Annotated in this window: 23 protein-coding genes; 8 read left to right on the forward strand and 15 right to left on the reverse strand. The window is 61.5% G+C overall.

The window, feature by feature from the left end; genetic code table 11:
* Positions 1-161: 161 nt before the first annotated feature.
* From traA to JP75_RS26645, 6 genes are all read left to right on the forward strand, one after another.
* Complete coding sequence (gene traA, locus JP75_RS18825; protein WP_035085936.1) at positions 162-3464, forward strand: Ti-type conjugative transfer relaxase TraA; 3303 nt, start codon at positions 162-164, stop codon at positions 3462-3464.
* Entirely contained in the window at positions 3464-4000 is a 537-nt protein-coding gene (gene traF / locus JP75_RS18830; RefSeq protein WP_051960926.1) for a conjugative transfer signal peptidase TraF, read from the forward strand. Before traA ends, traF begins: the two co-directional genes overlap by 1 nt.
* Entirely contained in the window at positions 3921-5147 is a 1227-nt protein-coding gene (locus JP75_RS18835) for a conjugal transfer protein TraB (protein ID WP_244446357.1), read from the forward strand. The genes traF and JP75_RS18835 overlap by 80 nt, the downstream gene beginning before the upstream one ends.
* A 641-nt stretch (positions 5148-5788) precedes the next feature.
* Complete coding sequence (locus tag JP75_RS25495) at positions 5789-6673, forward strand: MotE family protein (RefSeq protein WP_152565909.1); 885 nt, start codon at positions 5789-5791, stop codon at positions 6671-6673.
* Between the two features lie 252 nt (positions 6674-6925).
* Positions 6926-7504 carry a VOC family protein gene (locus JP75_RS18850; RefSeq protein ID WP_160194730.1) on the forward strand — a complete coding sequence of 193 codons (579 nt, stop codon included), beginning with the start codon at positions 6926-6928 and terminating at the stop codon, positions 7502-7504.
* An 898-nt stretch (positions 7505-8402) separates the two neighbouring features.
* Positions 8403-8798, forward strand: coding sequence for a DUF930 domain-containing protein (locus tag JP75_RS26645; protein ID WP_035085942.1), 396 nt, complete (start codon positions 8403-8405; stop codon positions 8796-8798).
* 87 nt (positions 8799-8885) lie between these two features.
* Here JP75_RS26645 and JP75_RS18865 read toward each other — a convergent pair whose 3' ends face one another.
* The 5 genes from JP75_RS18865 to JP75_RS18890 all read right to left on the reverse strand — a co-directional run bounded on the left by JP75_RS18865 (position 8886) and on the right by JP75_RS18890 (position 12766).
* The gene (locus JP75_RS18865; protein WP_035085944.1) at positions 8886-10205 is read right to left on the reverse strand and encodes a cation diffusion facilitator family transporter; all 1320 of its coding nucleotides are present in this window, start codon (positions 10203-10205) and stop codon (positions 8886-8888) included.
* An 8-nt stretch (positions 10206-10213) separates the two neighbouring features.
* Positions 10214-10480: a metal-sensing transcriptional repressor gene (locus tag JP75_RS18870; protein ID WP_035085946.1), complete on the reverse strand. Its 267-nt coding sequence runs from the start codon at positions 10478-10480 to the stop codon at positions 10214-10216.
* Between the two features lie 9 nt (positions 10481-10489).
* Complete coding sequence (locus tag JP75_RS18875; protein ID WP_051960928.1) at positions 10490-11212, reverse strand: tyrosine-protein phosphatase; 723 nt, start codon at positions 11210-11212, stop codon at positions 10490-10492.
* A 198-nt stretch (positions 11213-11410) separates the two neighbouring features.
* A complete protein-coding gene (locus tag JP75_RS18885) occupies positions 11411-12163 on the reverse strand; it encodes a COG4280 domain-containing protein (RefSeq protein ID WP_035085948.1) in 753 nt (250 codons plus the stop codon).
* Positions 12164-12205: 42 nt separating this feature from the next.
* Positions 12206-12766, reverse strand: a complete 561-nt coding sequence (locus JP75_RS18890) for a Chromate resistance protein ChrB (RefSeq protein ID WP_035085949.1) — start codon at positions 12764-12766, stop codon at positions 12206-12208.
* Between the two features lie 78 nt (positions 12767-12844).
* On the opposite strand from JP75_RS18890, the gene JP75_RS18895 reads away from it, so the two are divergent.
* The gene (locus JP75_RS18895; RefSeq protein ID WP_035085950.1) at positions 12845-13423 is read left to right on the forward strand and encodes a cation efflux transmembrane domain-containing protein; all 579 of its coding nucleotides are present in this window, start codon (positions 12845-12847) and stop codon (positions 13421-13423) included.
* 225 nt (positions 13424-13648) lie between these two features.
* On the opposite strand, the gene JP75_RS18900 is transcribed toward JP75_RS18895, so the two are convergent.
* The 10 genes from JP75_RS18900 to JP75_RS18955 all read right to left on the reverse strand — a co-directional run bounded on the left by JP75_RS18900 (position 13649) and on the right by JP75_RS18955 (position 22623).
* Entirely contained in the window at positions 13649-14449 is an 801-nt protein-coding gene (locus JP75_RS18900) for a class I SAM-dependent methyltransferase (protein ID WP_035086000.1), read from the reverse strand.
* A 485-nt stretch (positions 14450-14934) separates the two neighbouring features.
* Positions 14935-15615, reverse strand: a complete 681-nt coding sequence (locus JP75_RS18910) for a phosphatase PAP2 family protein (RefSeq protein ID WP_051960929.1) — start codon at positions 15613-15615, stop codon at positions 14935-14937.
* Positions 15612-16985: a HAMP domain-containing sensor histidine kinase gene (locus JP75_RS18915; protein WP_035085953.1), complete on the reverse strand. Its 1374-nt coding sequence runs from the start codon at positions 16983-16985 to the stop codon at positions 15612-15614. The genes JP75_RS18910 and JP75_RS18915 overlap by 4 nt, the downstream gene beginning before the upstream one ends.
* Complete coding sequence (locus JP75_RS18920; protein ID WP_035085956.1) at positions 16972-17649, reverse strand: winged helix-turn-helix domain-containing protein; 678 nt, start codon at positions 17647-17649, stop codon at positions 16972-16974. The genes JP75_RS18915 and JP75_RS18920 overlap by 14 nt, the downstream gene beginning before the upstream one ends.
* A 66-nt stretch (positions 17650-17715) precedes the next feature.
* The gene (locus tag JP75_RS18925; RefSeq protein WP_035085958.1) at positions 17716-18492 is read right to left on the reverse strand and encodes a COG4705 family protein; all 777 of its coding nucleotides are present in this window, start codon (positions 18490-18492) and stop codon (positions 17716-17718) included.
* A gap of 28 nt (positions 18493-18520) precedes the next feature.
* Complete coding sequence (locus JP75_RS27100; RefSeq protein WP_244446358.1) at positions 18521-19129, reverse strand: hypothetical protein; 609 nt, start codon at positions 19127-19129, stop codon at positions 18521-18523.
* 187 nt (positions 19130-19316) lie between these two features.
* On the reverse strand, positions 19317-19946 hold the full coding sequence (locus tag JP75_RS18940; protein WP_035085960.1) for a thrombospondin type 3 repeat-containing protein: 630 nt from the start codon (positions 19944-19946) through the stop codon (positions 19317-19319).
* Positions 19947-19950: 4 nt separating this feature from the next.
* Positions 19951-20934 carry an ABC transporter permease subunit gene (locus tag JP75_RS18945; RefSeq protein ID WP_051960930.1) on the reverse strand — a complete coding sequence of 328 codons (984 nt, stop codon included), beginning with the start codon at positions 20932-20934 and terminating at the stop codon, positions 19951-19953.
* Positions 20927-21877, reverse strand: coding sequence for an ABC transporter permease (locus JP75_RS18950; protein WP_035085962.1), 951 nt, complete (start codon positions 21875-21877; stop codon positions 20927-20929). Before JP75_RS18950 ends, JP75_RS18945 begins: the two co-directional genes overlap by 8 nt.
* Positions 21877-22623: an ABC transporter ATP-binding protein gene (locus JP75_RS18955; protein ID WP_035085963.1), complete on the reverse strand. Its 747-nt coding sequence runs from the start codon at positions 22621-22623 to the stop codon at positions 21877-21879. The genes JP75_RS18950 and JP75_RS18955 overlap by 1 nt, the downstream gene beginning before the upstream one ends.
* Before the next feature lie 235 nt (positions 22624-22858).
* On the opposite strand from JP75_RS18955, the gene JP75_RS18960 reads away from it, so the two are divergent.
* The gene (locus JP75_RS18960; RefSeq protein WP_152565910.1) at positions 22859-23137 is read left to right on the forward strand and encodes a hypothetical protein; all 279 of its coding nucleotides are present in this window, start codon (positions 22859-22861) and stop codon (positions 23135-23137) included.
* Positions 23138-23297 lie beyond the last annotated feature (160 nt).

The raw sequence follows: 23297 nt of genomic DNA on the forward strand, positions 1-23297 counted from the left end.
TAGGTCGGCAGCGCCGACTTCTTTTGCGATTATCCCGCCGTTCCGAAGGAATGGCTCCAAGGGCGCAGTAATACGTTGCGAGGCAACGTTGCGGGCTCCGCCGGAAGGCAAGGACCAGTTCGGGTGAACACCGATCCTGCAACACCGGAAGCTCCGCTGCCTTGGCCATCACCCACTTCACACCCCAGATCATCAGTCGCGGCTCCGGCCGCAGCGCGGTCGCGGCCGCTGCCTATCGGCATTGTGCGCGTATGGAGCATGAGGGCGAAGGCCGAGTGATCGACTATTCGCGCAAGCCTGGCATGGTGCACGACGAATTTGTGCTGCCGCCCGACGCACCCGCTTGGACAAGGATATTGATCGCCGATCGCTCCGTGGCAGGAGCGGCGGAGGCGTTCTGGAACAAGGTTGAGAATTTTGAGAAGCGGCCCGACGCCCAGCTGGCCAAGGAGTTCATTCTGGCGTTGCCGATCGAGCTGACGACCGAACAGAACATCTCGCTGATGCGCGCCTTTGTTTCCGAGCAAATCTTGGCCCGTGGCATGGTGGCGGACTGGGTGTACCACGACGTTCCGGGCAATCCCCATGTTCATCTCATGACGAGCCTGCGGCCGCTGACAGCAGAGGGGTTTGGCGCCAAGAAGGTTACCGTTATCGGCGAAGACGGCGCGATAGTCCGCACCAAATCCGGGCAGATCGCTTATCAGCTCTGGGCCGGTGACAAAGACGACTTCCTCGCTCTTCGGCAGGCCTGGTACAATAGCCAGAACCAGCATCTCACCCTCAATGGCCATGACGTTCGGGTTGATGGCCGGTCCTACGCAGCGCGCGGCATCGACATCGCGCCCACCATCCATATCGGCGTCGCCGCCAAGGCGATCCAGCGTCAGGCCGAACGCGACGGCCGGGAAGCCGAGTTAGAACGCCTGCACTTGTTCGAAGCACAGCGACAGAAGTCCGCCCGCAAGGTTGAACGCAATCCAGCGATCGTGCTCGACATCGTCGGCCGGGAGAAAAGCGTCTTTGACGAGCGGGACCTTGCCAAAGTCGTGCATCGCTATATCGACGATGCAGGTACCTTCGCAGCCGTCATGGCACGCATCCTCCAGGATCCGGAAATCGTGCGGCTGGAGCGCGAGCGCATCGATCTCGACACCGGCGAAATCCTGCGATCGCGCTACACGACTCGAGCCATGATCCGGATCGAAACGGACATGGCCGATCAGGCCATACGGCTTGCCGGTAGACAGGGCTTTGAAGTCGATCGCCGCGTCACCCAATCAGTCTTTGATCGGCACAGCAGACTTTCTGACGAGCAGCGCTCCGCAATCGAACGGGTCGCCAGTCGCGAATGTATCGCAGCAGTTGTTGGTCGTGCCGGTGCGGGCAAGACCACGATGATGACTGCGGCGCGCGAGGTTTGGGAGGCGGCCGGCTATCGGGTTGTCGGCGCGGCGCTGGCGGGAAAGGCGGCTGAGGGGCTGGAGAAAGAAGCCGGCATTGAAAGTCGCACATTGTCCTCCTGGCAATTGCGCTGGAGCAAGGGTCGAGACCTCTTGGACGAACGCACAGTGTTTGTACTGGACGAAGCGGGCATGGTGTCCTCGCGGCAGATGGCCGAATTCGTATCGGCCGTGTCGGCGGCCGGCGCGAAACTGGTCCTGGTCGGCGATCCCGAACAGCTGCAACCAATCGAAGCCGGCGCTGCCTTCCGTGCCCTGGTTGATCGCATCGGCTATGCGGAACTGGATAACATCTATCGCCAGAAGCAACAATGGATGCGCGATGCGTCCCTCGACCTTGCCCGGGGTAAAGTTGGCGAAGCCATTACGCGTTATGCCGATCAGGGGAGGGTGCTCGGCTCTGCTCTGAAGACCGAGGCCATCACAGCCCTGATCAAAGACTGGAACCGCGACTACGATCCGGCGAAGTCGACTGTGATCCTCGCCCATTTGCGTCGAGATGTCCGGGAACTGAACGTTCTCGCGCGTGGCAAGCTGGTCGAGCGAGGGCTGGTCGAGGCCGGTTATGCGTTCCGCACAGAGGACGGAGAGCGCCATTTCGCCAAAGGCGACCAGATCGTCTTTCTCAAAAATGAGGGCTCGCTTGGCGTCAAAAACGGCATGATCGCTCGTGTCCTGGAGGCAAGCAGGGGCCGGATTGTTGCGGAGATCGGTGACGGCCCTGTTGAGACTCGCCACCGCGTCGAGGTGGAGCAGCACTTCTATCGCAACCTCGATCATGGCTATGCCACGACCATCCATAAAAGTCAGGGAGCGACCGTCGATCGGGTGAAAGTGCTGGCGACGCTGTCGCTGGACAAGCACCTGACCTATGTGGCGATGACCCGGCATCGAGAAGATGTCGCGCTCTACTATGGCAATCGTTCATTCAACAAGGTCGGCGGTCTGACCAAGATCCTGTCGCAGCGCAATGCCAAGAAAACGACGCTCGATTATGATGGAGGCCGGCTCTATTCCGCCGCGCTCCGTTACGCGACTACGCGCGGCCTGCATGCCGTCCGTGTTGCTCGAACCCTGGTCTCCGACCGTCGCCTCTGGATCAGCCGACAGAAAGCGCGACTGGAAGAGATGGCAGGCCGGCTGGCGGCCATTGGTGCGCGTCTCGGCGTGGTCAAAACTTCCCATTCCCCGATCACCGTAAGGAGCGAGCCAATGGTCCCTGGCATAGGCAGTTTTGCAAAAGCCGTCGCCGATGTGGTCGAGGAACGGCTATTGGCCGACCCAGCATGCAAGCGCGAGTGGGAAGAAGTGTCAGACCGCTTCCGCAACACCTATGCCGATCCGGCAGCGGCGCTTGCAGCTATGAAGTTCGATGCGGTCATCAAGGACGCAGAGCACAGAAAAGCCGTTCTCGAAAGGCTGGAACAGGGGCCGGCCGCATTCGGAATTCTCAAGGGCAAGTCAGGGCTCCTGGCTTCGCGACAGGAGAAGATGGATCGCTCAAATGCCGAGCAGAGCGGTCCAATTATCCGGCTTGAGATCGAACGCTACTTGCGCGTTCGAGCCTCTGCCACGGCCCGGATCGAGGCCGAAGAGCAGACGTCACGGGCACGGGTCCGCGTCGATATTCCGGCGCTGTCTTCGGAAGCGATCGCGGTATTGGAGAAGGTTCGCGACGCCATTGATCGCAACGATCTGCCAGCGGCGCTCGGATTTGCCCTCGCCAACAAAATGGTCAAGGCAGAGCTGGACGGGTTCAACGCCGCCGTTGCGGAACGTTTCGGTGATCGGGTCTTTCTCGGGATCAACGCCAGCCGACCCGATGGCCCCGCCTTCAATGCCATGGTGTCGGGTCTCAAGCCTACTGATCGCGACAAGCTCGCGACCGCCTGGCCGGTCATGCGTGCCGCTCAGAAGCTCGCTGCGCATGAGAAGACCGAGCAGGCCATCAAGGAACGTCAGGCGATCGAGAAACACCGCGCCCTGACGAAAGGCCTGTGATGGTGCGGCAGCAAAAGTTCGCCATCGGGGCTTTGGCAGTCGGTACCGGCATACTTTTGGCTCTCGCCGCCGGCGGCATTTGGGGCGGCCTGCGTCTGAATCTGACGCCGAGCTATCCGGTTGGCATTTGGCGGATCCAACCGCTTGATCGAGCAGCAGTCGTTGGCGATTTGGTGTTCATCTGCCCGCCCAATACGCCAGCATTTGTCATGGGTGTCGAGCGCGGCTATCTGCCCACCGGGCCGTGTCCGAGCGGTACCGCCCCATTGATCAAGACGGTAGTCGCCGTTGCCGGCCAGGTCGTCTGTATCGCAGGCACTATCGTCATTGATGGGGTAGTACTGCCGAATTCCGGGCTCCGTTCAACGGACGCTGACGGCAGGCCGCTGGCCGCTTTCGTCGGCGGGCAGGTTCCGCCCGGTTCCGTATTCCTCCATTCCGACTTCGGTGGCTCCTATGACTCGCGATATTTCGGGCCGCTCCCGGCCGACGGCATTCTTGGCCTCGCTGCGCCGGTCTATGTCCTGGCGCCATAGGGCCGGGCGCCTCGCGATCCTGTCGGTGGGATCCGCAACGCTGGGCGTTGTCGGCTGGAGTGGCAATCCCTCGGCGTTGCCACTGGCCATGGCCTTCCCGGCGCTGTGGAGCCTTGCGGGTTCACGTGCCAGCGCTGCCTTGATCGCTGCCATCTATTTTCTTGGAGCGTCACGAGGCTTGCCGGAAGGTGTTTCCATCTTCTTCGGCAGTGATCTGCTTTTGGGCTTGGCGCTTTGGGTAATCGCGTCGCTCGCCTTTGTCACTGTCCATACCGCCTTTTGGACGGCGCAAGGCGGATGGCACGGGCCAACCCGATACCTCATCGCCAACGTTTTGATGTCACTGCCGCCCCTCGGCATCGTGGGTTGGGCAAATCCGCTAACGGCTGCAGGCATTATCTTTCCAGGGTGGGGCTGGCTGGGCCTGGCGATGGCAATGGCTCTTTTGATGCTTGCCACGACGAAACATCGATGGCCGGCCGTTGCTATCGTTGGCGTGTTTTCTCTGGCCTCAGCGGTTCTCTGGGTAGAGCCGGAAGGCCGGCCTGGATGGGTTGGCATCGACACCAGTTTCTCGGCGGGGAGGGAGCAGTACGCCGACTATCATCAGCAAGTCGCGACCATCGGGCTTGTAAAAGCGGCCGCTGCTGATGGTGCCAGCTTTGTCGTTCTGCCCGAAAGCGCTCTGGGGATTTGGACGCCGACAACCGAGGCACTTTGGCGGGAATCCCTCGTCGGCATGCCAGTGACCATGATAGGAGGAGGCGTCGTCCTGCAGGCCAATGACTACGAGAATCTCATGATCACCGTGACGTCGGCAGGATCGAATGAGCTGTATCGGCAGCGAATGCCCGTACCTATCTCGATGTGGCAACCCTGGTCTGCCGGCGGAGCCGACGCCGACTTCTTCCGCAACGCAGTAGTCGAGCTAGCCGGTTTGCGACTCGCAGTCCTACTTTGCTACGAGCAATTGCTGGTGTGGCCGGTGCTGCACTCTGTGTGGATGCAACCCGAAATCATGGTGGCAACGGGTAATGCATGGTGGACCGGCTCGACCAACATCCTGCCGATCCAGCGAGCCGCATCAATCGCGTGGGCCCGACTGTTCAATCTCCCGTTGACGATGGCCTATAACGCGCCCGATTAAGCTTCACGGCCACGGCCTGCTTTTATGTCGGTCCACTGTGACTTTGGCGTTCTAGCCGGTCGAGCAGACTCGCCCTACGCCGTGGTTTCGACGCTCAACCGGAAGATACTCATGCCACCCAATCATGCATCCGCGATTATCCGCTGGCGCGACCAAGTGGACGAACTTGGTGGTGGCCTGGGAGCCTTTGATCAGTCTGCCACAGTATCGACCATGCTGTTTGGCTGCCATAGCTGGTTAAACCATCATGCCGGTACAGCCTCCGCCGAGGAAGCGGCCACCATGCATCGGATCAAGGCTGAGCTGGAAGCATGGATGAGCGCGCGGGGGTTGAGGTACACACAATAGAGTTCTCCGGCACCAAGCCCGTTGCCCTCGGAAATCTTTGATGCCATCGTTTTGCACCATGCGGCGGATGTCCACATGACTGACGGTCATGTTCGCCCTTCCGGTTCGAGGCCCGCCATAAGAGGCAAACGATATTTTCCGGATCGCGCGAACAGGCCTCATCCGGGCCTAAAGGACCGGTAAGTCTGAAGATTCACACAAAGTTTGGCATGTACATTGTCGCCCGATTAGGGCGGCGCGGAGCATGCTCCAATCCTCATGGCAGATGGCTGTTGTAGGACCAGGATCGACGGATGACAATTTCCCGCCACATGGCTCGTCTGGGCATAGCCGCACTCGTCCTCGTTCAGGTCTTCCCCGCGATAGCCGAAGTCGGGGCAACCAGCGACGCGGTCGAAGGGTTCGAGCTCGCGGCCGACCCAACCCTGCCCGATGCAGATCCGACATTGATCGATAACTCACCAACGCTTGGCGTCGAGATCTCTCCGAGCGATAATGGGGGTACCGATACGCCGACGAGTGCCGAGGGAGAAGTGGCGGTAGAAGTCGATGCGCCGACGCACGTGGCTTCATCCGCTCCTGGCTGCGTCATCGACATCACCTCAGCGCTGGAGGTCGAAGGCGCAGAAGATGCTCCGACGACCAGTGCATCCGTGGAACAAGCGTCGGCCGACGACACGCCGAGTGGCATTGGTGGGGATGCCGAGCCCGAATGCGTCTCCATGGTGGATGCCTTGGTCACCCACGCAGACGGATCTCAGATCACGGCGCCCGCCGATGGCATGTCTGCCACCGAAGCGCTGCTGCTCACACGGCTGAAGGAGCGACGCTCGGAACTCGACACGCGGGAAGCGACCCTCATGTTGCAGGAGGACCTGTTGCGGGCCGCCGAGCTCAGGCTGGAGGAACGGGCAGCCTCGCTCGAGGCCAGTGCCAACCAGCTGGCCGCGGCCGTGGACGCAGAAACCGCTAGGAAGGCAGAGGAGATTGCCGGGCTGGCGAAGCTGTTCGAGACCATGAAACCCAAGGACGCTGCAGCGGTTATGGCCGGCCTTCCCGACGATACCCTGGTTGCGCTCGTCAAGCTCGTCTCGACGCGGAAGATGGCGCCCATCATGGCCCAGCTGCCGCCGGATCGGGCGAGCGCGTTGACGGTCATGCTGGCCCAGTCCCCGTGAACGGGCCAAAATGATCTCAAGCTCAGCGAAAGGGATGGGTATTGCCCACTGTCGGCGTTCATCCTGGCCAATCGAACGATCTTGCCGCCACCGCAAAAGCCGATGCTGCGGGACTGAATTGACGCCCGGGCCGCCCCACTAATCTGCGACCGGGGCAAGATTGAGCTGAACATTGAAAACCGTTCCCCCGAATTCGCGTAGGAAAACGTGCCGCCCAGTTGCTGCACCATGGCGCCGATGAGCCGACTGCCCATGCTCGATTTCACCGGGGTCGGATCGAACCCCGGACTGTCGTCGGCAATGATCAAGGTGGTGCACCCATCGCCATCGTCTTCAGGTTTCGCTTTGGCAGGGCCGCGCAGCATCGCCGCCCCGAGAACCGCTGCTTCCACGCTTGGCAAATTCGTGCCACGTTCTGGGCAGCGGAGGACTCCCATGCCAAACATGACGCTCGACCACGTCTCCCTTCTGGTCCGCAGCCTCGAAGCCAGCTCGAAATTCTATACCGAGGTGTTGGGCCTCGTGCCGATCCATAACGGCACTGAGAAGCCCAATATCCGCTGGTTCGGCATAGGAGACGTCTCGGCGCTCCACCTCACGGAGGAGGTTTTCGGCGACACGCGGGTCAAGAAGCAGACCCACTTCGCCCTGTGCGTCGACGACTTCGACGGCTTCGTCGCCGAGTTGAAGGCCAAAGGGGTGAATTTCTGGAGCTGGTCGGAAAAAACAGGAGAAGTCACGGGTCGTCCCGACGGATTCCGCCAGATCTACCTTGCGGACCCTGATGGCTATTGGATCGAGGTCAACGACCACAATCGCAACGTGGCTTGACTGTTGTCCACCGTCGCGGAGTTGGTTCCATTTCGACGGCCTGCTGCTTAGAGGAAGCAAGCCCTTTCCAGCTCTCATAAAGCGTTCCCTGCACTCCCCGAGTCGGCGGCCCGGGCAAGATGGCCGGCAGCAGTCATTCGGTCCCCGAAGCGGTGTTGTCCATCGAAGCAGGGCAGTTGAACGCGTTTGGCTGGTCGGCCAACGACGCATAGCCTCGCGAGGATAGCCAATCCCGCATTATGAACCTGACGGCATCCTGCCTGGAGACCATTGGCGCCACTCCGCTGGCCATGAACGCCCCCAACGCCTCGGCAAGGGGGGCGTCGATGCGAACCGTAACCCGCTTTTCCAAGTTCATTCTCCCCTTGTCGGCACGCCGGTAGCGCCAACCCCGGCTTTACCGACCCGGAAGGGTGGAAAGCAAGCCCGAGCGTGACTTGTTTCCGACAAGGTCCTAGAGACAACGGCAACAACATCCGCACGACTTCGGTAAGTGGTGCGGTGACGAACAGTTCCCCGCTCGGGCAATGTGGCTGCCCCACCACAAGTGTGTCAGATAGGTTCGGCAATGGTGGTGTGGTCCGGCAGACTTCCGGCTCGGACGGGCACCGGAATAGCGGTGTCGCTGGGGGGCCATCTGGTCCTCCTGGCGTTGCTTTTGGCACTGCCGCCGGAGGCAGTCCCGGAAGCGCCGCCACCCCGTGTCATTCAAGTGGAGATCGTCTCCTTGGACCCGAAGACCGTATCCGATCGTGTCCCGCAGGAGTCGAACGCACCGCCTACCCTGCCGGGAGGGGACGACCGAGCCGCGGTCCCACCGGTGGCGCCTGCTCCCCGGCCAGCGGTTGCAAAACCCCAGGTGCCACCTCCTGTAGCTCCCGAGCCAGAACAGCAGGGTATGATCAGCGCCATGGCGCTCTATGCAGGAGAGCTGCTTCGTGATCCCGCGAACGCTCAGGTCCGGCAAACACTACCATTGCTGGGTCCCGAAGAACGTATCGTGCAGTTATGCAATATCGAAGCGCTTGAGCAGATCAGGCTCTCCGGGGACAAGGGTTTTCCCGATTCCCTGGATGCCTCGGCCTTCGAGGAGACGCAGGTCGCTGACGGAAAGCTGATCGCGCCTCTGGGAGCCTACCGGTCAAGTCGCGGTTGGTACTACGTCTCCTTCGAGTGCACCCCGGGGCCGGACTTCGAGAGCGTCGAGGAGTTCAAGTTCCGCCTCGGCGACCAGGTGCCCCGGGACCTTTGGGAAGCGCACGAACTGATCCCGGAAGATTTCGACGATGACTAGCAGCCGCTGCGTCGAGTATGGACCCGCAGCCACTCATGAATATTGCCCGTCACGGCAATGACGGTGTGGCCACGGATGTCGCCGTCGCTAGTGTATATGCCCCGCCGGTTCTACCATGACGAAAGACAATTCCTCGACTTCCGAGCCCGACGCCAGCAGCAGCCGGGCGTTGAATTCGTGAGGTTCGGCGGGAGCGGCGGTGCTTTCCATGATGTGGTGGTCGAGTGCAGCGGGCCTCAGCGCCAAGACCTCCTTCGCACCATTCGCGCGCTCTATGGCTACCTCAGCCGATAGGTTCGTTGCATGGCGGGATAGTCGAAGTCGCATACGTTCGCCGACCGCCGTATCGACAATCTCGAGAAGACCGCCTGCGAGCTTCCCGTCCACGCGGAACGGCTTCGGGGCGTTGTGATGCGGATGGTCCGGGCCCTGATTGGGCGAGACAAACGACACGATGGTTTCCTCCAACCCCGGGATGTGTTCAGCCAGCTCTTGTCGGAGTTCGTCGGCGATGCTGTTGGCTGCTCCGAGAAGCAGACCGTCATGCAGGGCCAGCTCGATGTTCAGATGCAGGCGATGGCCGATCCACCGTCCCCTGACGCGGGTCACTTTGTCGATTCCGTCTACATGGGCAGCGGCATGATGGACTTCGGCCGTTGTTGCTGGTTCCACGCCGTCCAACATCCTGGTGAGAACGGCGCGCGCCGATTGCCAGACGATGCCGAAGATGGCGGCCGTAATAAGCAGGCCGATCACGGGATCGGCGAGTGGGAAGCCGAGCCAGACGCCGATCGCGCCTCCGACCACCGCGAGGCTGGTGAGGCCATCGGTACGCGCGTGGTAACCGTCGGCGATCAGGGCCGCGCTGTTGATGCGCCGACCGACGCGGATGCGCAGCACGGCAACGGCCTCATTACCGATGAACCCGACGATGCCAGCGGCGACCAGCCAACCGAGTTGCGTAACCGGCTGGGGGTTGAGCAGCCTGTCGATAGCCGCATAGCCCGCGACGATGGCGCTTGCCAGGATGATGAGAACGATGACGATCCCGGCAAGGTCCTCCACCCGGCCCAGACCATAGGTGAACGTCTTGGAGGGTTTGCGGCGGGCGAGGACGAAGGCGATCCAGAGGGGGATCGCCGTGGTGGCATCGCCCAGGTTGTGGATGGTATCGGCGAGCAGTGCCACGCTCGAGGAATAATAGACCACGACGAGTTGCAGGACTGCAGTCACCGCGAGAATAACGAAGGACCACTTGATTGCGGATATGCCCTGCGACGTCGTCGGAATGCTGGCATCGATGAGGCCGTGGGTGTGCCCGGGTTCTCCCTCTCCGTGGGAATGGCCGTGTGCCGAGGAGGGATGGGCCGGGCCAAAGCCGAACCACGATAGGACGGAACGAAGCATTGGTATCCTCAAAGGTATTTGGTGATCTCGCGGAACACCGCGAGTTTCTCACGCATCTTCGGCGTCAGGCCCTCGTCGTCGCCGCCAAGGTGGTGGTCAATGTGATCGACGATGATCAGCTGCTTGGCTTTCTCGAGCGCGCCGATTACCGCCTGCATCTGCTGGACGATGGCCAGTCCGTCCTTTCCTTCGGCCACCATCTTCACGACGGTGGAAAGGTGCCCTTCGGCGCGGCGCAGCCGCTTGTGTATTTCGGGATCGTTGACATGGCTCATGACATGTTCCTATCCCCCAGGAGGGGACAACGCAACGTGTATCTGGACGATGGAAGGTCCCAAGACGACCGGACGTGGTTCGCCCAAGCGCGGCCCCCATTGTAGCTCAGGACCCGTTTGCGCGCTGAGGTTGGTCAACGAAGCCCCAGAATGCCGGTCCATTGCGCCGGTCCGGCTCCCGAGCCACGGGAAGTGCCCGTATGCGAACGACAGCTGTCGCGCCGCGACCTCGGGAGGAAGCCCGGCGACCGCAAGCAGATACAACGCGGCGGCGAGGCCTGTGCGGTCTGCGCCGGCCTTGCAGTGTATCAGGACAGGTGTCGGCGACGCGCGAAGAGCGTCCAAGAGGCGGGTGATGCTGGCAATGTCGGGTTCCTTGTCGTCTGCGATGGGAATGTCGACGAGGCGGGCGCCTGCCCCAGCCACGACGGCGGCTTCCTCGCGATACCAGGCATCTTGCCTGGAGCCGCCGCGCAGGTTGATCACCGTGCGAATACCCTCGTCCTGCAGCAACGCTCGCAACTGCGCAGGGCCAAGTTGGTTCGATCGGAACAACAGGCCGGGGACCACCTCGTGAATATTGCCGGTCGCCTGCAGATAGGCGGCCCATGCACCCGCGCCGCCAGGCAGTACGATGCCGGAAACGATGAGGGCTATCGCCGCGCTTCGAAGGAGCGACCGCAACCGTTTCCCTCCCGCGCCCGTGGCGCGTGCGGTCGTCGTGCTATCCACGCCGTATTCCTTTGACGGCACTGGCCACGAGAACGATCAAGCAGCCCGCGAGCAGCGCGACGCCGACTAGGAACGCGGGGGCATGAACGAAAAATGCAAGGACCGCCGCGAACCCGACGACAGCGAGCAGTGCGACGGCGAGGAACTCGTCGTCGATGAACATGCCGACGAACTCGGCGAAAACGAGCGCTAGGAGTCTCATGGCGCCGCCCTCCTTGCCCCGGCGGGATGAACCAACCGCGTCGTCGCTACCCCGACGAGAAGGAACGCTGCCGCGAAGAGGGGAACCGCAAGGTCGTGGCCCGGCCAGTCCACCCCGAGCCCTTCCCCCGTCCAGAACACCCCGAAGGCGGAAAGCATGACGCCGACGCCATATTTGAGGTTGTTTTCCGGCACCCGTGACAGAGGCTTGTGGACGCACAGCCCTACCGCTAGGACAAGGCAGCATGCAGCCAATGCCCCGAGACCGGCGGGTACGAGGAGCCCCCGTCCGGCACCTACTGCGATGACGATGAAGACGACTTCGAGCCCTTCCAGCACGATGGCCTTGAACGCCACCAGGGCGGCTATCCAGTCCAGGTGCTCCCCGGCACGCCCGGGGTCCGGGGATAGGGCAGCGGCTTCCACCGTGTAGGCGGCAGTCTCGTCGTGCAGGGGGATCACGCCGGCCGAACGCAGCATCGCCTTGCGGAGCCAGCGCAGGCCGAAAAGGAGCAGCAACACCCCAATGACGAACTGCAGTGCCTGCAGCGGCATCCTATCAAGCACGGGGCCGAGCGCCAGGACGATGACCGCCAACAGCACTAGGCCCGCCGCGGTGCCCACGAGGGCCGGACGCCAGCCGCGGACGGTGCCTACTGCCAGCACGATCGTGAAGGCTTCGACAACCTCGACGAAGGACCCCAGAAACGCGGCCGATACCGCCGGTGCCGCAGTGGCCCAACCGATCATGGATGCACCCGGCGCACTTTACATGACGTCAGCGTCATTTCCTCAAACCTCATCCTTGGGACTGCGGTTCTCGTCCTGGCGGGCGAAGACCTGGTGGGCGTAGTTGTCCAGAAGGGCCTCGCATTCGGCGATCCGCGAGAGAGCCTCCGGCGCCAGCGGGGCATCATAGAAATCGAGGGCCTTGATCTTGGCGTACCAGGTCTTGAGTTTCTTGAGGTCTTCATCGTTCTCCTCGACCTCGGCATACGTGAAATGGTTGGCCGCGATCTCCTTGGCGATCTCCGCCTCGAAGTCGGTGCACTTGTCCACGAGTTCCTCGTACTGCTCGTTTCGATCTGCCCGAAAGCGCGCCACGACCTTCTCCCCCTGCATCATGTCGAGGGCGGAGGACTCTAGCAGTACGGCCTCGCCGCCCATCTCGGCGATCTCGTTCTCGATCACCTTTAGGGCCCGCAAGTGGTCGTCGGTCTTTGGAAGCAGGCATGTGCCTCCTTGCAGATAGACGGCGCCAAGGCCCTTCAGCCTACGCCATAAGGCCACGCGGCGCCGGTTGGGTTCTGCAGGAACCTTGTAGGTGAGGGTATACCAAACAACTGTAGCCATGAGTCAAAGCGTAATGTAACTGTCGTTACAATTCAAGTGTGCAACGAATGGGAGGTCGCGGTGTCCGAGGTGGAGCGGATGACAGGTGCGTTGCGCCGAACCGTGCTGATCGTCGCTATCTTGAACCTGGGGTATTTCGGGATCGAGTTCGCGGTGGCGACCACCATAGGTTCTGTGTCGCTTTTTGCCGACAGCATCGATTTCCTCGAGGATACTTCGGTCAACGTCCTGATCATGGTGGCCTTGACCTGGGCTCCCAGGGCAAGGGCCCGCATGGGAATGGCGCTAGCGATCATCTTGCTCCTGCCGGCGCTGGGCACCGTTTGGGCCCTATGGAGCAAGGTTACCACGTCGGTACCTCCCGAGCCGTTCGCGCTGTCGATGACCGGTCTCGGCGCGCTTGCCATCAACGTCTCTTGCGCCTTCCTCCTCGTTCGGTTCCGATCCCATAGCGGCAGCCTGACTCGCGCCGCGTTTCTCTCCGCCCGCAACGACGCCACCGCCAACGTGGCCATCATCGCCGCGGGCCTGGTCACTGCCTTCACCTATTCCATATGGCCCGATGTCATCGTGGGCATCGGGATCGCGGGCATGAATGTCGACGCGGCTCGCGATGTCTGGCGGGCGGCACGCAAAGAGCACGAGACAGCAGCCTAGCCGCGGGCGTCAGAGGTCGAACCAGCGCGCGGGACGTCGCTGGATCGTGTCCGAGGGAAGCGGCTGGCGCCGGAAGTGCGGACGGCCCGGATGCAAGTTCGCGCGTGAGGCACCTATGATACCCCACCGTCCGTCGTCCAGGCAGAGGGAGCCCAGGCGGGGCCGGTTTGAGGCGAACCCGATCTATGCGACCAGTCGGCAAGGCCGAAGCAGGACAGGGTCATGTCAGGGAACGATGCCGCGACACGCCCAGGCGATGGCCGCGAACGACCGGGGACCATCTGGCTTGCCACCCTCGTAAGCGGACTTGACGGTCGCATCGACTGCCACCCGCTCATCCGCGTCGAGGGACGAGACATACTTCCCGAGCGGTCCTTCGCCCGTGGCGATCGGACCCCAATAGTCTTCGAAGCAAGCATACTCCATCCGGATCATCAGCGGTTGCTCCACCACGTCTAGCAGCCCCTCTTCGACGAAGCAGCGTTTCATCTCGCCCGGTTGTGTCATGGGTTGCCAAAGGTAGCGGGCCCTCGCCTCCCAGGCGTTTACCCCCATCGCCGCGACCGTATCCCACATCATCCGCATGCTCGGCAGCCCTCCGAGATGGTCCCACACCGCCGCGGACACCGTGCCACCGGGTCTTACCACCCGCCTCATCTCGGCCACCGCCTTGGCCGGTTCGGGAATGAAGTGCAGGACGAGGAGCGAAAGGGCCCGATCGTAGCTGTCGTCCTCGAAAGGCAAGGCGCACGCGTCGGCTTGGCTGATCCGGATGCGGGCGTCCGAGTTCCGCCGCGTTGCCTCCTCGACGAACACCGGCGAGAGATCGACTGCCGCTACCTCGGCTATGTCGGCGGCTTGGGGGAGCGCGAACGTCAGGCTTCCCGTCCCGCAGCCGACATCGACAATACGCTCGCCCGACTGGATTCCGGCGAACTGGATGAAAGGGGGGGCGAGCAGGCGGCTCCAGCGCCCCATGAGGCGCTCGTAGCCTTCGGCACGATTGACGTTGAAAGTTGAAGACATCGGGTCCCCCGCACAAGTCGGACGCGGAGTCTGGACCGAACTCCGCAAGCCCGCAAGAGCCATGCATGGCTGTCTCAGCGGTGCTCCTTTTAGAGGACCGCGCCCGAACATTTCTGACCAGCAAGTCGCCTTTGCGTCATAAGGGCTTGCCCTTGCGCTCGCCCGGGGCCAGAATCTGCAGGGGAAGCGCGGATGGACGGCAGTGATTAACGGCGAAGTACAGGTAACCCGCGAGCAGCGGCATTACCGTGCGACATACTTCATGGAAGCTGGACTAGTCGCCATCAAGGGGCGAGGTGCTTCCATCAGCATAGCGGCCGGGGGCCTGCCACCGGAAACCGCAGCCAAACTGACCTTGGGCCGATGGGTAGAGGACGGAAGCGTGCAGGCCGAACAGGACGACGGCTAAAGCGGTCCCGACGCCGCTTTAGCCCCGTCGGTAGCGGGGAAGTACCGACACATCTGCCGGTGCTTGCCCCTTGGCGTTAGGTCGCAGAAGAGCCGACGATGTCACGATCGGTCCATCTGGCGCGGACGGCGCTGAAGATCAAGAGGCACAGCAGCGCCCAGGCGGACCCTATCGACCAGCCGGCGACGACGTCGGTGGGAAAGTGGACGCCGAGATATATCCTGCTCAATCCGACGAGGACGGTGAGGAAGGCGGCCGCCGAATAGAAGAACGTCGTAAGTCTCCGTGATGCCGAGATCTCAGCCAATATAGCGCCGAGAGTGAGGTACACCACCGCCGAGATGGTGGCGTGGCCGCTCGGGAAGCTTGCCGTGAAGACCTTGGCGACGCCCGTGAGCTCCGGTCTGGGACGGTCGAAGAGGGCCTTCAACACGGTACTGACGGTCGTACCGCCCAGCACGGATGCTGTCAGGAAGACGGCGGTGCCGCGTTTGCCGACCAACGCCAGGAACGCCACGACGCCGACCACCAGTATCGTGAGGACGGAAAAGCTTCCCAAGGCGGTCACGTCGCGCGCGGCTTCCGGCAGCCAGGACGGACCGATCGGCATGGAGGGGTCCCCGGGCACGCGCAAGGCCATCAGCACGGCGTTGTCGAAACCGAGCGTCTCGCCTTCGGAGACCTCGTCTGCCACAATGCCGAAGCCCCCCAGGAGCGCCGCGAGCACGCCGAGGGGAATGTAGTTCTTGAGTTTCATGGTTTCGGTCCGTTCGTTGCCGGGAAGGTTATCGTGACCGCTAGTCCGGGGTTGGCGCTCGACAAGGTAATAGACGCACCGTGGAGATCCGCTATGGCCTTCACCATGCTCAAGCCCAGTCCCGTGCCCTCGGTGCTCCGGCTCTTTTCTAGGCGGTAAAGCCTTCGGAAGACCTTTTCGCTTTCATCCTTCGGAATGCCCGGCCCGTCGTCCACGACCCGGGCGCTTACCGTGCCGTTCCGGCGATGGACATACATGCCAATCGCCGTTCCGCCCTTGGCGTGGCGGATAGCATTTTCGATCAGGTTGGCGAAAAGCTGCGTGAGGAGATCCCTGTCGCCCCTCACGATCGCAGCGTCCCCCGTCTCGGTGGAAAGCGACAGCGTCTGACCGTTCTCGATTGCCACCTCCTCATAGGCCTCGGCCAACGTCGAGAGAACCGAGCTGAGGGAGACCTCGGTGAACCTTTCGCGTCGGGCGCCGGATTCGAGCTGCGCGATGCGGAGCAGGGCCTCGAACGTCGCGTTGATACGACCGGCCTCGTTCTGGGCCTGGACCAGTTCGGCGGAATTGAGTTCTCCCCTCTCTGCCTTTTCGAGAGCGCCCTCGATGATAATCGAAAGGCGGTTCAACGGCGTCTTGAGATCATGGGCAATATCGACGCTGACCTGGCGCATTCCTTCGACCAGTGCACTGAGCCGATCCAGCGCAGCGTTGACCTGTCCCGACAGTATGTCGATATCGTCGCCGGTCCCCCGTAGTGCGATGCGGGCCGTCAGTTCGCCCTGACCGACCCGGTCCATGGTTCCGCCAATGGCGTTCATCCGCGTCCTGACGGCCCTGGCCAAAATCAGTCCGGCGGCCACGGCGATCGCGCTAGCTATGACGCCAGCCCAGGCAAAGCTGGACAGTGCAAGTCCACCCAGCTCGTCGGTCTCCTCGTAACTGGATCCGACAACCATCGTATTTCCGCCGATTACGCCGCTAAAGGCACGGTATCGTGCATCGGTGTCGAGACCGAACGCCGAGCCAGATATCATGGACAGACCCGGATCGGCAGGAGCTGTAGTCACGTTTCCCGCTAGGACCTGACCTGACGCGTCCTCCAGATAGAAGACGCGGTCATGATCCCGGGTGGCTGCCGCATAAGTTTGCACCGTGCCGATGAGGTCCTCCACATCGGCATCGCCATAGGAGCTGGCGATCACATCGAAGGTTTCATTCAATGTCAGGTCGAGACGATCGTGAAGGTCCGTCGAGATGATCCGGTATGCCAAAAAACCTGCGACAACGAAGGTTACAAAGAAGAGGCCGCTGAAAATCAGGGCAAGCCTGAACGCGGTGCTTTTGAAGGTATCAGAGCGGAGCATGGATACTGTAGCCGGTGCTGCGAACCGTGTACAAAAGCGCGACCTCGAAGGGCTTGTCGATCTTGGCCCTCAGCCGGCTGATATGGGTTTCGACAACGCTGGTCTTGGGATCGAAGTGAAAATCCCAAACCCGTTCGAGCAGCATGGTCCGGGTCACCACCCGGCCTTCGTTTCGCATCAACACCTCGAGAAGGGTGAACTCGCGTGGTTGCAGGTCGATTTTCTGCCCGCCGCGCCGGACTGTCCGTCGAGCCATGTCGAGTTCAAGATCCGCTACCTTGAGGACCGTCTTCTCTGCCTGAACCGCGGGACGCCGCCCGAGCGCGTTTACGCGAGCCAGCAACTCTGAAAATGCGAATGGCTTGACCAGGTAATCATCGGCGCCGGCTTCAAGACCATCGACTCTGTCATTGACGCCGCCGATTGAGGTTAGAAAAATTGCTGGCGTATTGACGCCCGAAGCCCGCAGTGCCCGGACGAGAGAGAGGCCGTCGAGTCCTGGCAGCATTCGATCGACCACCAGAACGTCGTAATCAGTGTGTGTGGCGTGTACCAGCGCATCTCGACCATCGGCCAGCGCTTCCGCGAGATGTCCGGCTTCAGACAGGCCCTTAACAACATACTCAGATGTGCGTTGGTCGTCTTCGATGATCAGAATACGCATTCCATCGCTTCCTTCGGAACATGATCACCGCCCGCAACTTAAGCGGGCGGTGTAGGTGTCGACATCTCAGGCTTGGGCGTTATCGTGCGAGCCGCGCATCACTGTCATGTAGATCACAATGCCTGCGATCACGGTAAGGAACATTGCGCTGGTTCCAATCGTCCCGAGCCCCATCCCACCATAGTCCGTCGGTTGCGACAGCATATCGCCAAACGATGCGCCAAGCGGCCGTGTGAAGATGTAGGCCAACCAAAAGGCGAGTATGGCGTTTGCCTTGAAAACGAAGTGGGCCACTGCGATCAAGGCGATGATGCCCGCAAAAACCAGACCGGTTATGAGGTAACCTACGCCAAGTGCCTCGGAAACATAATCGCCCGCCGCCGTACCCAGGGCAAAGGTCGCCAGCACTGCCAGCCAATAGAATATTTCGCGGCGCGTGGTCACCACGGTATGGATCGAGAGCGTCTTTTCGCTGGCATACCAGGCAACGAAGATGGCGGCCAAGATGACAGTGCAGGCAATTGTCGTGGTCTGCAGCGGGACGCCGAAGGTGTCGATAAGATTATCCGTCAGCAGCGTGCCGACAACGCTGACCATCACGACGGCCGACCAATAGGCCCAAGGGACATATCGCTTTTGCGCGAACTGCAGAGCGATGACGCCAACGAGAATGGCCGACATCAGATAGGTGGTTGCCTGGAGTCCCAGCCCCAGATTGAGAGCGAGAAAATCTGCCGCCGTCTCACCCACGGTAACGGCCATCAACTTGATCAACCAGAAGTCGACGGTGACCTCCGGTACGCGGTTTGGGCGGTCTAGCCCTTGTTCTGTTTGAGTTAGCATTTGGATGGACCTTCTGAACTTGAATTGCTCACTTGCCCATCAGGGCAAGGGCTTGAGCGAAGAAATCGTCCGCACGTTTGTCGTCGTCAGCGTTGCACCGCTCGATGCCCTTGTTCGTCAGTTCGTCGAGCTTGGGCTGGTCGGCGCTGCTCACCACGGCCGCAGCGGTGGTGGCTCGCACGTCGGTCAGGAGATCTTCGCATGGCAGCGGGCGGGCATTGGCGTCGGTTACGGCGGTTGCCGGCCCCACTGGCATTGCCGTCATAGAGGGATTGTCCAATGCGGCAATCAACGCCGCGACGGCGGCCGTTGCATCGGACGCAACCGGTCCATTCGTGCGAACCGAGGCGATGGCGGCATCAGAGGCATCGTCGATGACGCCCCACTTGTCCGAACTCAACGCCCTCAACCTGGACGCATCTGAATCCCATGCAGTTTCGAAATCCGTGATCCGGGCGCTCGCCGCGGTCATATCGCCCTTGGCAACCAAATCCAGCGTGTCGGAAGCAATGGTCCGAAGTGCAGAGAGATCCCCGAGCTCCGTCGCTGTCGCTGCGGCAAAGCTGGGGGTGATGAGCCAGGGCGCCGCGGCGACCGGCATGGAAAAAAGGGCGAGGGCGATCAAAATCTTGTTCATGTGAAATCCTGGGGTAGCCGATCTGCGATCTGGTCACACCAGGACCATGAGCCGGTTGTCTTACGCGCTCCTGGCGCGAGGCATACGGTTTGGTAAGAAATGGAACGAGTTCCCAGGCATTGCGCCATGAATGGCAATGGGCGACCTCTTGCGGGACCGCCCATGTGCCATGTTTCGTTCTGACTGATCAGTCGGCGGCTTCGGCCCCGCCCTTGTCCTTGTTGACGTCAACGCTTACCGGCGCAAAGCCGGCCGCAGCCAACTCGAACGTCATGACCTTGGCGCTCTGGGTCGAATGATAGATGCCGTTTGGATTGTCGCGGAAGTGGCCGGCGATCGTGCCGTCATCTAGGTGGACCCGGGCTTCCCCGGACGCAGGAACCGTGAAACCCGGCAAAGGCTTGAAGTAGGTTTCGGTCGCTCCCGTATCTGCGTCCTTGACGGTCAGATAGAGACTGAAATCCTTGATCTCGGCGGCGGTGCTGTTGGTCACGAGCAGCTCAAGGTGATCCGGGGCATCCTTTTTGGCGGCATAGTCGTAGTTGTTTTCCACCAGCGCCTCCTTGATGGCGAACGGTGCAGCTGCACCCGACTGGGCGGTTGGGTCCGCCAGTGACAGTGGGGCGGTATCCTTGAGGTCGTCGACGCCGTCGCCGTCGGTGTCAGGGTTCATCGGGTCGGTGCCGAGGAGAACTTCCGACGCGTCGGGGATGCCGTCGCCGTCGGTATCGACACCCGCGGCATAGGCGCCGTGCGAGAGCATGAGGGCGGTGACAAGAGCGAGTGCGGAGACGGCAAGCGTATTGGTGCGTTTCATTTTTCTATTCCTTTGAGAGACGGTTGGGGTCGAGGCGACGCGCGAACAGCAGGAGGCCGAGCGCCAGGGCGATTGCCAGAAGCCAGACGAGATCGCTGGCCTTCTCGGCGAGGATCGGCATCAAGGGTTGGCCTGCGTAGGTGTCCTTGATGCCGAGGACTGCGAAGCTCAGCCGCTCGAAATGCTTGGTGGGCGATGCCACCTCGATCCCGTTTCGGATGGTTTCGTAGGTTGAGAAAGACTGGAGAATTTCGACTTGCTGCGGCTTGGCGATCTGCAATTGCTTGAAAACGCCGCCCGCCACCTGATTGTCGGGATCAAGGGTGTCCCCGATCTGGGGAGCGATCAGAACGAAGCTGAGCCAGACCGTGAACGCGAGTAGAAGGGCATTGGGCAGTTTTTTTGCCCAGAGCGCAGTCACGAAGCCGAGCAGGAAGAAGGCGAGCGCATAGAGCCCCGCAGCCGACATCACTATGGCCAGGCGGCCGATGTCTTCTGGGTTCAACACGATGCCAGAGATCGCGATAACGGCGATGCCGGCAATAACGAAAGCCAGGATAAGTCCCGAAGAGATGATTGCCGTTCCAGCAAGCACCTTGCCGGCAAGGAACTGCCACTGCGAGATCGGGCGGGTGACGATGAGGGCGAGTGTCTGCCGGCCGCGTTCGCTGGCCGCCGCACGGTATCCGATCAGGATGCCGATAATGGCGCCGATGATCTCTACATGTTCAACGAAGCCGCGAAGCAACTTGAGTGGATAGAAGGCCGGGTCGGGGATCGTAGAGGCGTCCTTGCCCAAAGCGATCAGGCCCGCCTTGGCTTCGGCATAGGTTGCCACATCGACCTTGAGGGCGATCGCAGCGACCGCAAGCGCGACCAGGGAGGCGAGCAACAGGAAGGCGGTCATCAGGATGATGAAACGGTCCTTCAGCGCGTCGCGGATATCCTTGCCGGCAATCGTCAGGACGGGCTGAATCAGATTACGCATCGTAGTCTCCTTTGGTCATGTCCATGCGAGCCACGGCGCGGGTGGCAATAGCCCCGACACCAGCGGCCGCTATCAGCAGAGACGCCGCAGCAGGGATTGCGACCCGATCGACGTAAGTCGGCGGCATGAAGTCGAGCAGTTGAGCGGAAATCACCCGATAGGCCTCGGCCAGCGAAAACGGTCCGAGTGCCCAGCCGGTGACCTGGAAGAAGGCCGAGGCGGGGGCGTCGGCCAATGCCGAAACCGGGTTGAGCGCAGCGACCGGGTTGATGTTGGACGTGATCTGCGGCAGCACGAATGTCAGGGTCAGCCAGACCGTGACCGGTATCAGAAGCCCGACGGTCTCAGACTTTGCCGCAGCACCGAACCACATGCCCAGAAAGCCGAAGACGAGCAGATAGAGCCCAGACATACCGTAGAACACGGCAAGCTTGCTCCACCCAGCGCCGTCGAGACGAAATTCGGGCAAGGCCAGGAACGTTGCGGTGTTGATGACTGCGGCGAAAGTCACCAAGGCTGCGATCGCGATGACAAGCGCTACGGCCTTGGCGATACCAAGATCGATGCCGCGCATCGGGCGTGTGGCCAACAACGGCATTGTTCCCGCTTTGCGGTCACTGGCGATCAATTGGTGGCCAACGACGATCGCCGCCAGGGCCCCGATCAGCGAGACGTAAGTCGCCATGTTGCGGAGCAGTGCCAGTGGCGAGGTATCAAGGACCGGATTTGAGGGAATGGTTTGACCCTGGGCGGTCATATAGTCGACCGAGCGCAGATAGATCGCATTGACCGTGGATGTCGCCGACCAGCCCAGATAGGCGGCGACAACGACGAGCACCAGAAAGAGCAGTGCCAGGAGAGCCACTGTCCGTTCGCGGGCAATGGTGGCCAGCGACTGGGAGATGAGCAGGCGAATGGGAGCGTTTGCAGCGGTATTGCCCATCACGCAGCTCCTTTGGCCTGGACCGGCGTGACCGACAAGTAGAGCTCTTCAAGCGAGCTCTCGCTGCCATAGCGTTCGGTTACCTTTTCGATGGTATCGCGGAACACAAGTTCGCCCTGGTTGAGCACGCCGATGCTGGTGCAGGTGCGCGAGATCTCGCTGATCAGGTGGGTGTTCATGAAGATCGTCGTGCCGAACTCGCGGTTGAGGCGAACGATCAGGTCACGCAGTGTTTTGATGCCCATCGGATCGAGCCCGGACGTGGGTTCGTCCAGGAACAAGACATCGGGCCGGTGCAGAATAGCTTGGGCCAGGCCGATACGCTGGCGCAGTCCCTTGGAGAAGGAGCCTACCAGGCGCGGAGCCAGGTCGCGACATTCCAGGAAGTCGAGTGTCTCGTCGATACGCCGGTCCGGGTTCTCGACGCCCGAGAGCCGTGCGAAGAAAAGCAGATTTGCCCGGGCAGTCATCGTGTCGTACAGGCGGACATTCTCGGGCACGTACCCAATGTGCCGCCGCGCTTCGAGGCTTTGGTCGGTGACCGACTTGCCGCAGACCAGTGCCGTACCCGACGTGGGCTTGAGCAGCGTTGTGAGCATATGGATGGTGGTCGTCTTCCCCGCGCCGTTATGGCCGAGGAAGCCGAACACTTCGCCTCGCTCGACGCTCAGCGACAGGTTTTTGACCGCGGCGTGATCGCCGTACCGTTTGGTCAACTGTCTGGTTTCGACAACGTAGGTGTTCATGTGAGGCTCCTGACGATCGCTCGGTTGCAAAACCGGCTGTGCGGCTTTCGTCAGAAACTTGTCAGGCGTTGTTTGCCGACACCTGTCGGGGGTCTTACCGATCCGTAAGGTTGCGGCGCTGGAGCGCGCCAAATAGGCGGACCTTACGGATCGGTAAGTTTGAGGAAATGACGGCGTATTGTCGCGCGCCCAAGACAAAGGTGTCAGACACGACACGCCAATCCGAGACAGAACGATGAAACGAACCAGCCTTTTGGGCGGCGCCCTTGTCGCCGCAGCGATGACCCTGATTTCTGTTGGAGGCAGCGTGGCGCACCCCGCTATGGCTGCGCTCCCGCCTCCGAGCTATGCTCAGGCGACTTTTGCTACCCCCACACCGCCAAGTTCGCCTGATGTGATCCTGGCCGTGTCTGATCTGGTCGACCTTGAGCGGACGATCAAAGCCACAAGCAAGGAGGAACGCGACAAGTTCAAGCTGGATAGTGCCAGACCGGGCATGCTCGATAGAGTATGATAAGCCAAATCAGGAACCAGGCTACCGTAGTTTCACGCGCCGCTTACTCGCAGAACCAACAGATGGAGACTATATGAACACGATTGCAAAACGGGCCTGGCTCGTCATTCTGGCTTCTGTCCGTCGTCAGATCATTTGGCGCAGTTTGGGTCTTGGATTA

It is taken from the genome of Devosia riboflavina (assembly GCF_000743575.1).
Taxonomy (GTDB): Bacteria; Pseudomonadota; Alphaproteobacteria; order Rhizobiales; family Devosiaceae; genus Devosia; species Devosia riboflavina.

Bases quoted from the DNA above. Each gene is read 5' to 3' on its own strand.
- JP75_RS18945 (WP_051960930.1), bottom strand. From the start codon at position 20,934: ATGCGTAATCTGATTCAGCCCGTCCTGACGATTGCCGGCAAGGATATC.
- traF (WP_051960926.1), top strand. From the start codon at position 3,464: ATGGTGCGGCAGCAAAAGTTCGCCATCGGGGCTTTGGCAGTCGGTACC.
- JP75_RS26645 (WP_035085942.1), top strand. From the start codon at position 8,403: ATGATCAGCGCCATGGCGCTCTATGCAGGAGAGCTGCTTCGTGATCCC.
- JP75_RS18835 (WP_244446357.1), top strand. From the start codon at position 3,921: ATGACTCGCGATATTTCGGGCCGCTCCCGGCCGACGGCATTCTTGGCC.
- JP75_RS18940 (WP_035085960.1), bottom strand. From the start codon at position 19,946: ATGAAACGCACCAATACGCTTGCCGTCTCCGCACTCGCTCTTGTCACC.
- JP75_RS18850 (WP_160194730.1), top strand. From the start codon at position 6,926: ATGCTCGATTTCACCGGGGTCGGATCGAACCCCGGACTGTCGTCGGCA.
- JP75_RS18870 (WP_035085946.1), bottom strand. From the start codon at position 10,480: ATGAGCCATGTCAACGATCCCGAAATACACAAGCGGCTGCGCCGCGCC.
- JP75_RS18915 (WP_035085953.1), bottom strand. From the start codon at position 16,985: ATGCTCCGCTCTGATACCTTCAAAAGCACCGCGTTCAGGCTTGCCCTG.
- JP75_RS25495 (WP_152565909.1), top strand. From the start codon at position 5,789: ATGACAATTTCCCGCCACATGGCTCGTCTGGGCATAGCCGCACTCGTC.
- JP75_RS18920 (WP_035085956.1), bottom strand. From the start codon at position 17,649: ATGCGTATTCTGATCATCGAAGACGACCAACGCACATCTGAGTATGTT.
- JP75_RS18895 (WP_035085950.1), top strand. From the start codon at position 12,845: ATGACAGGTGCGTTGCGCCGAACCGTGCTGATCGTCGCTATCTTGAAC.
- JP75_RS18890 (WP_035085949.1), bottom strand. From the start codon at position 12,766: ATGGCTACAGTTGTTTGGTATACCCTCACCTACAAGGTTCCTGCAGAA.
- JP75_RS18950 (WP_035085962.1), bottom strand. From the start codon at position 21,877: ATGGGCAATACCGCTGCAAACGCTCCCATTCGCCTGCTCATCTCCCAG.
- JP75_RS18910 (WP_051960929.1), bottom strand. From the start codon at position 15,615: ATGAAACTCAAGAACTACATTCCCCTCGGCGTGCTCGCGGCGCTCCTG.
- JP75_RS18960 (WP_152565910.1), top strand. From the start codon at position 22,859: ATGAAACGAACCAGCCTTTTGGGCGGCGCCCTTGTCGCCGCAGCGATG.
- JP75_RS18865 (WP_035085944.1), bottom strand. From the start codon at position 10,205: ATGCTTCGTTCCGTCCTATCGTGGTTCGGCTTTGGCCCGGCCCATCCC.
- JP75_RS27100 (WP_244446358.1), bottom strand. From the start codon at position 19,129: ATGAACAAGATTTTGATCGCCCTCGCCCTTTTTTCCATGCCGGTCGCC.
- JP75_RS18925 (WP_035085958.1), bottom strand. From the start codon at position 18,492: ATGCTAACTCAAACAGAACAAGGGCTAGACCGCCCAAACCGCGTACCG.
- JP75_RS18885 (WP_035085948.1), bottom strand. From the start codon at position 12,163: ATGATCGGTTGGGCCACTGCGGCACCGGCGGTATCGGCCGCGTTTCTG.
- JP75_RS18955 (WP_035085963.1), bottom strand. From the start codon at position 22,623: ATGAACACCTACGTTGTCGAAACCAGACAGTTGACCAAACGGTACGGC.
- JP75_RS18900 (WP_035086000.1), bottom strand. From the start codon at position 14,449: ATGTCTTCAACTTTCAACGTCAATCGTGCCGAAGGCTACGAGCGCCTC.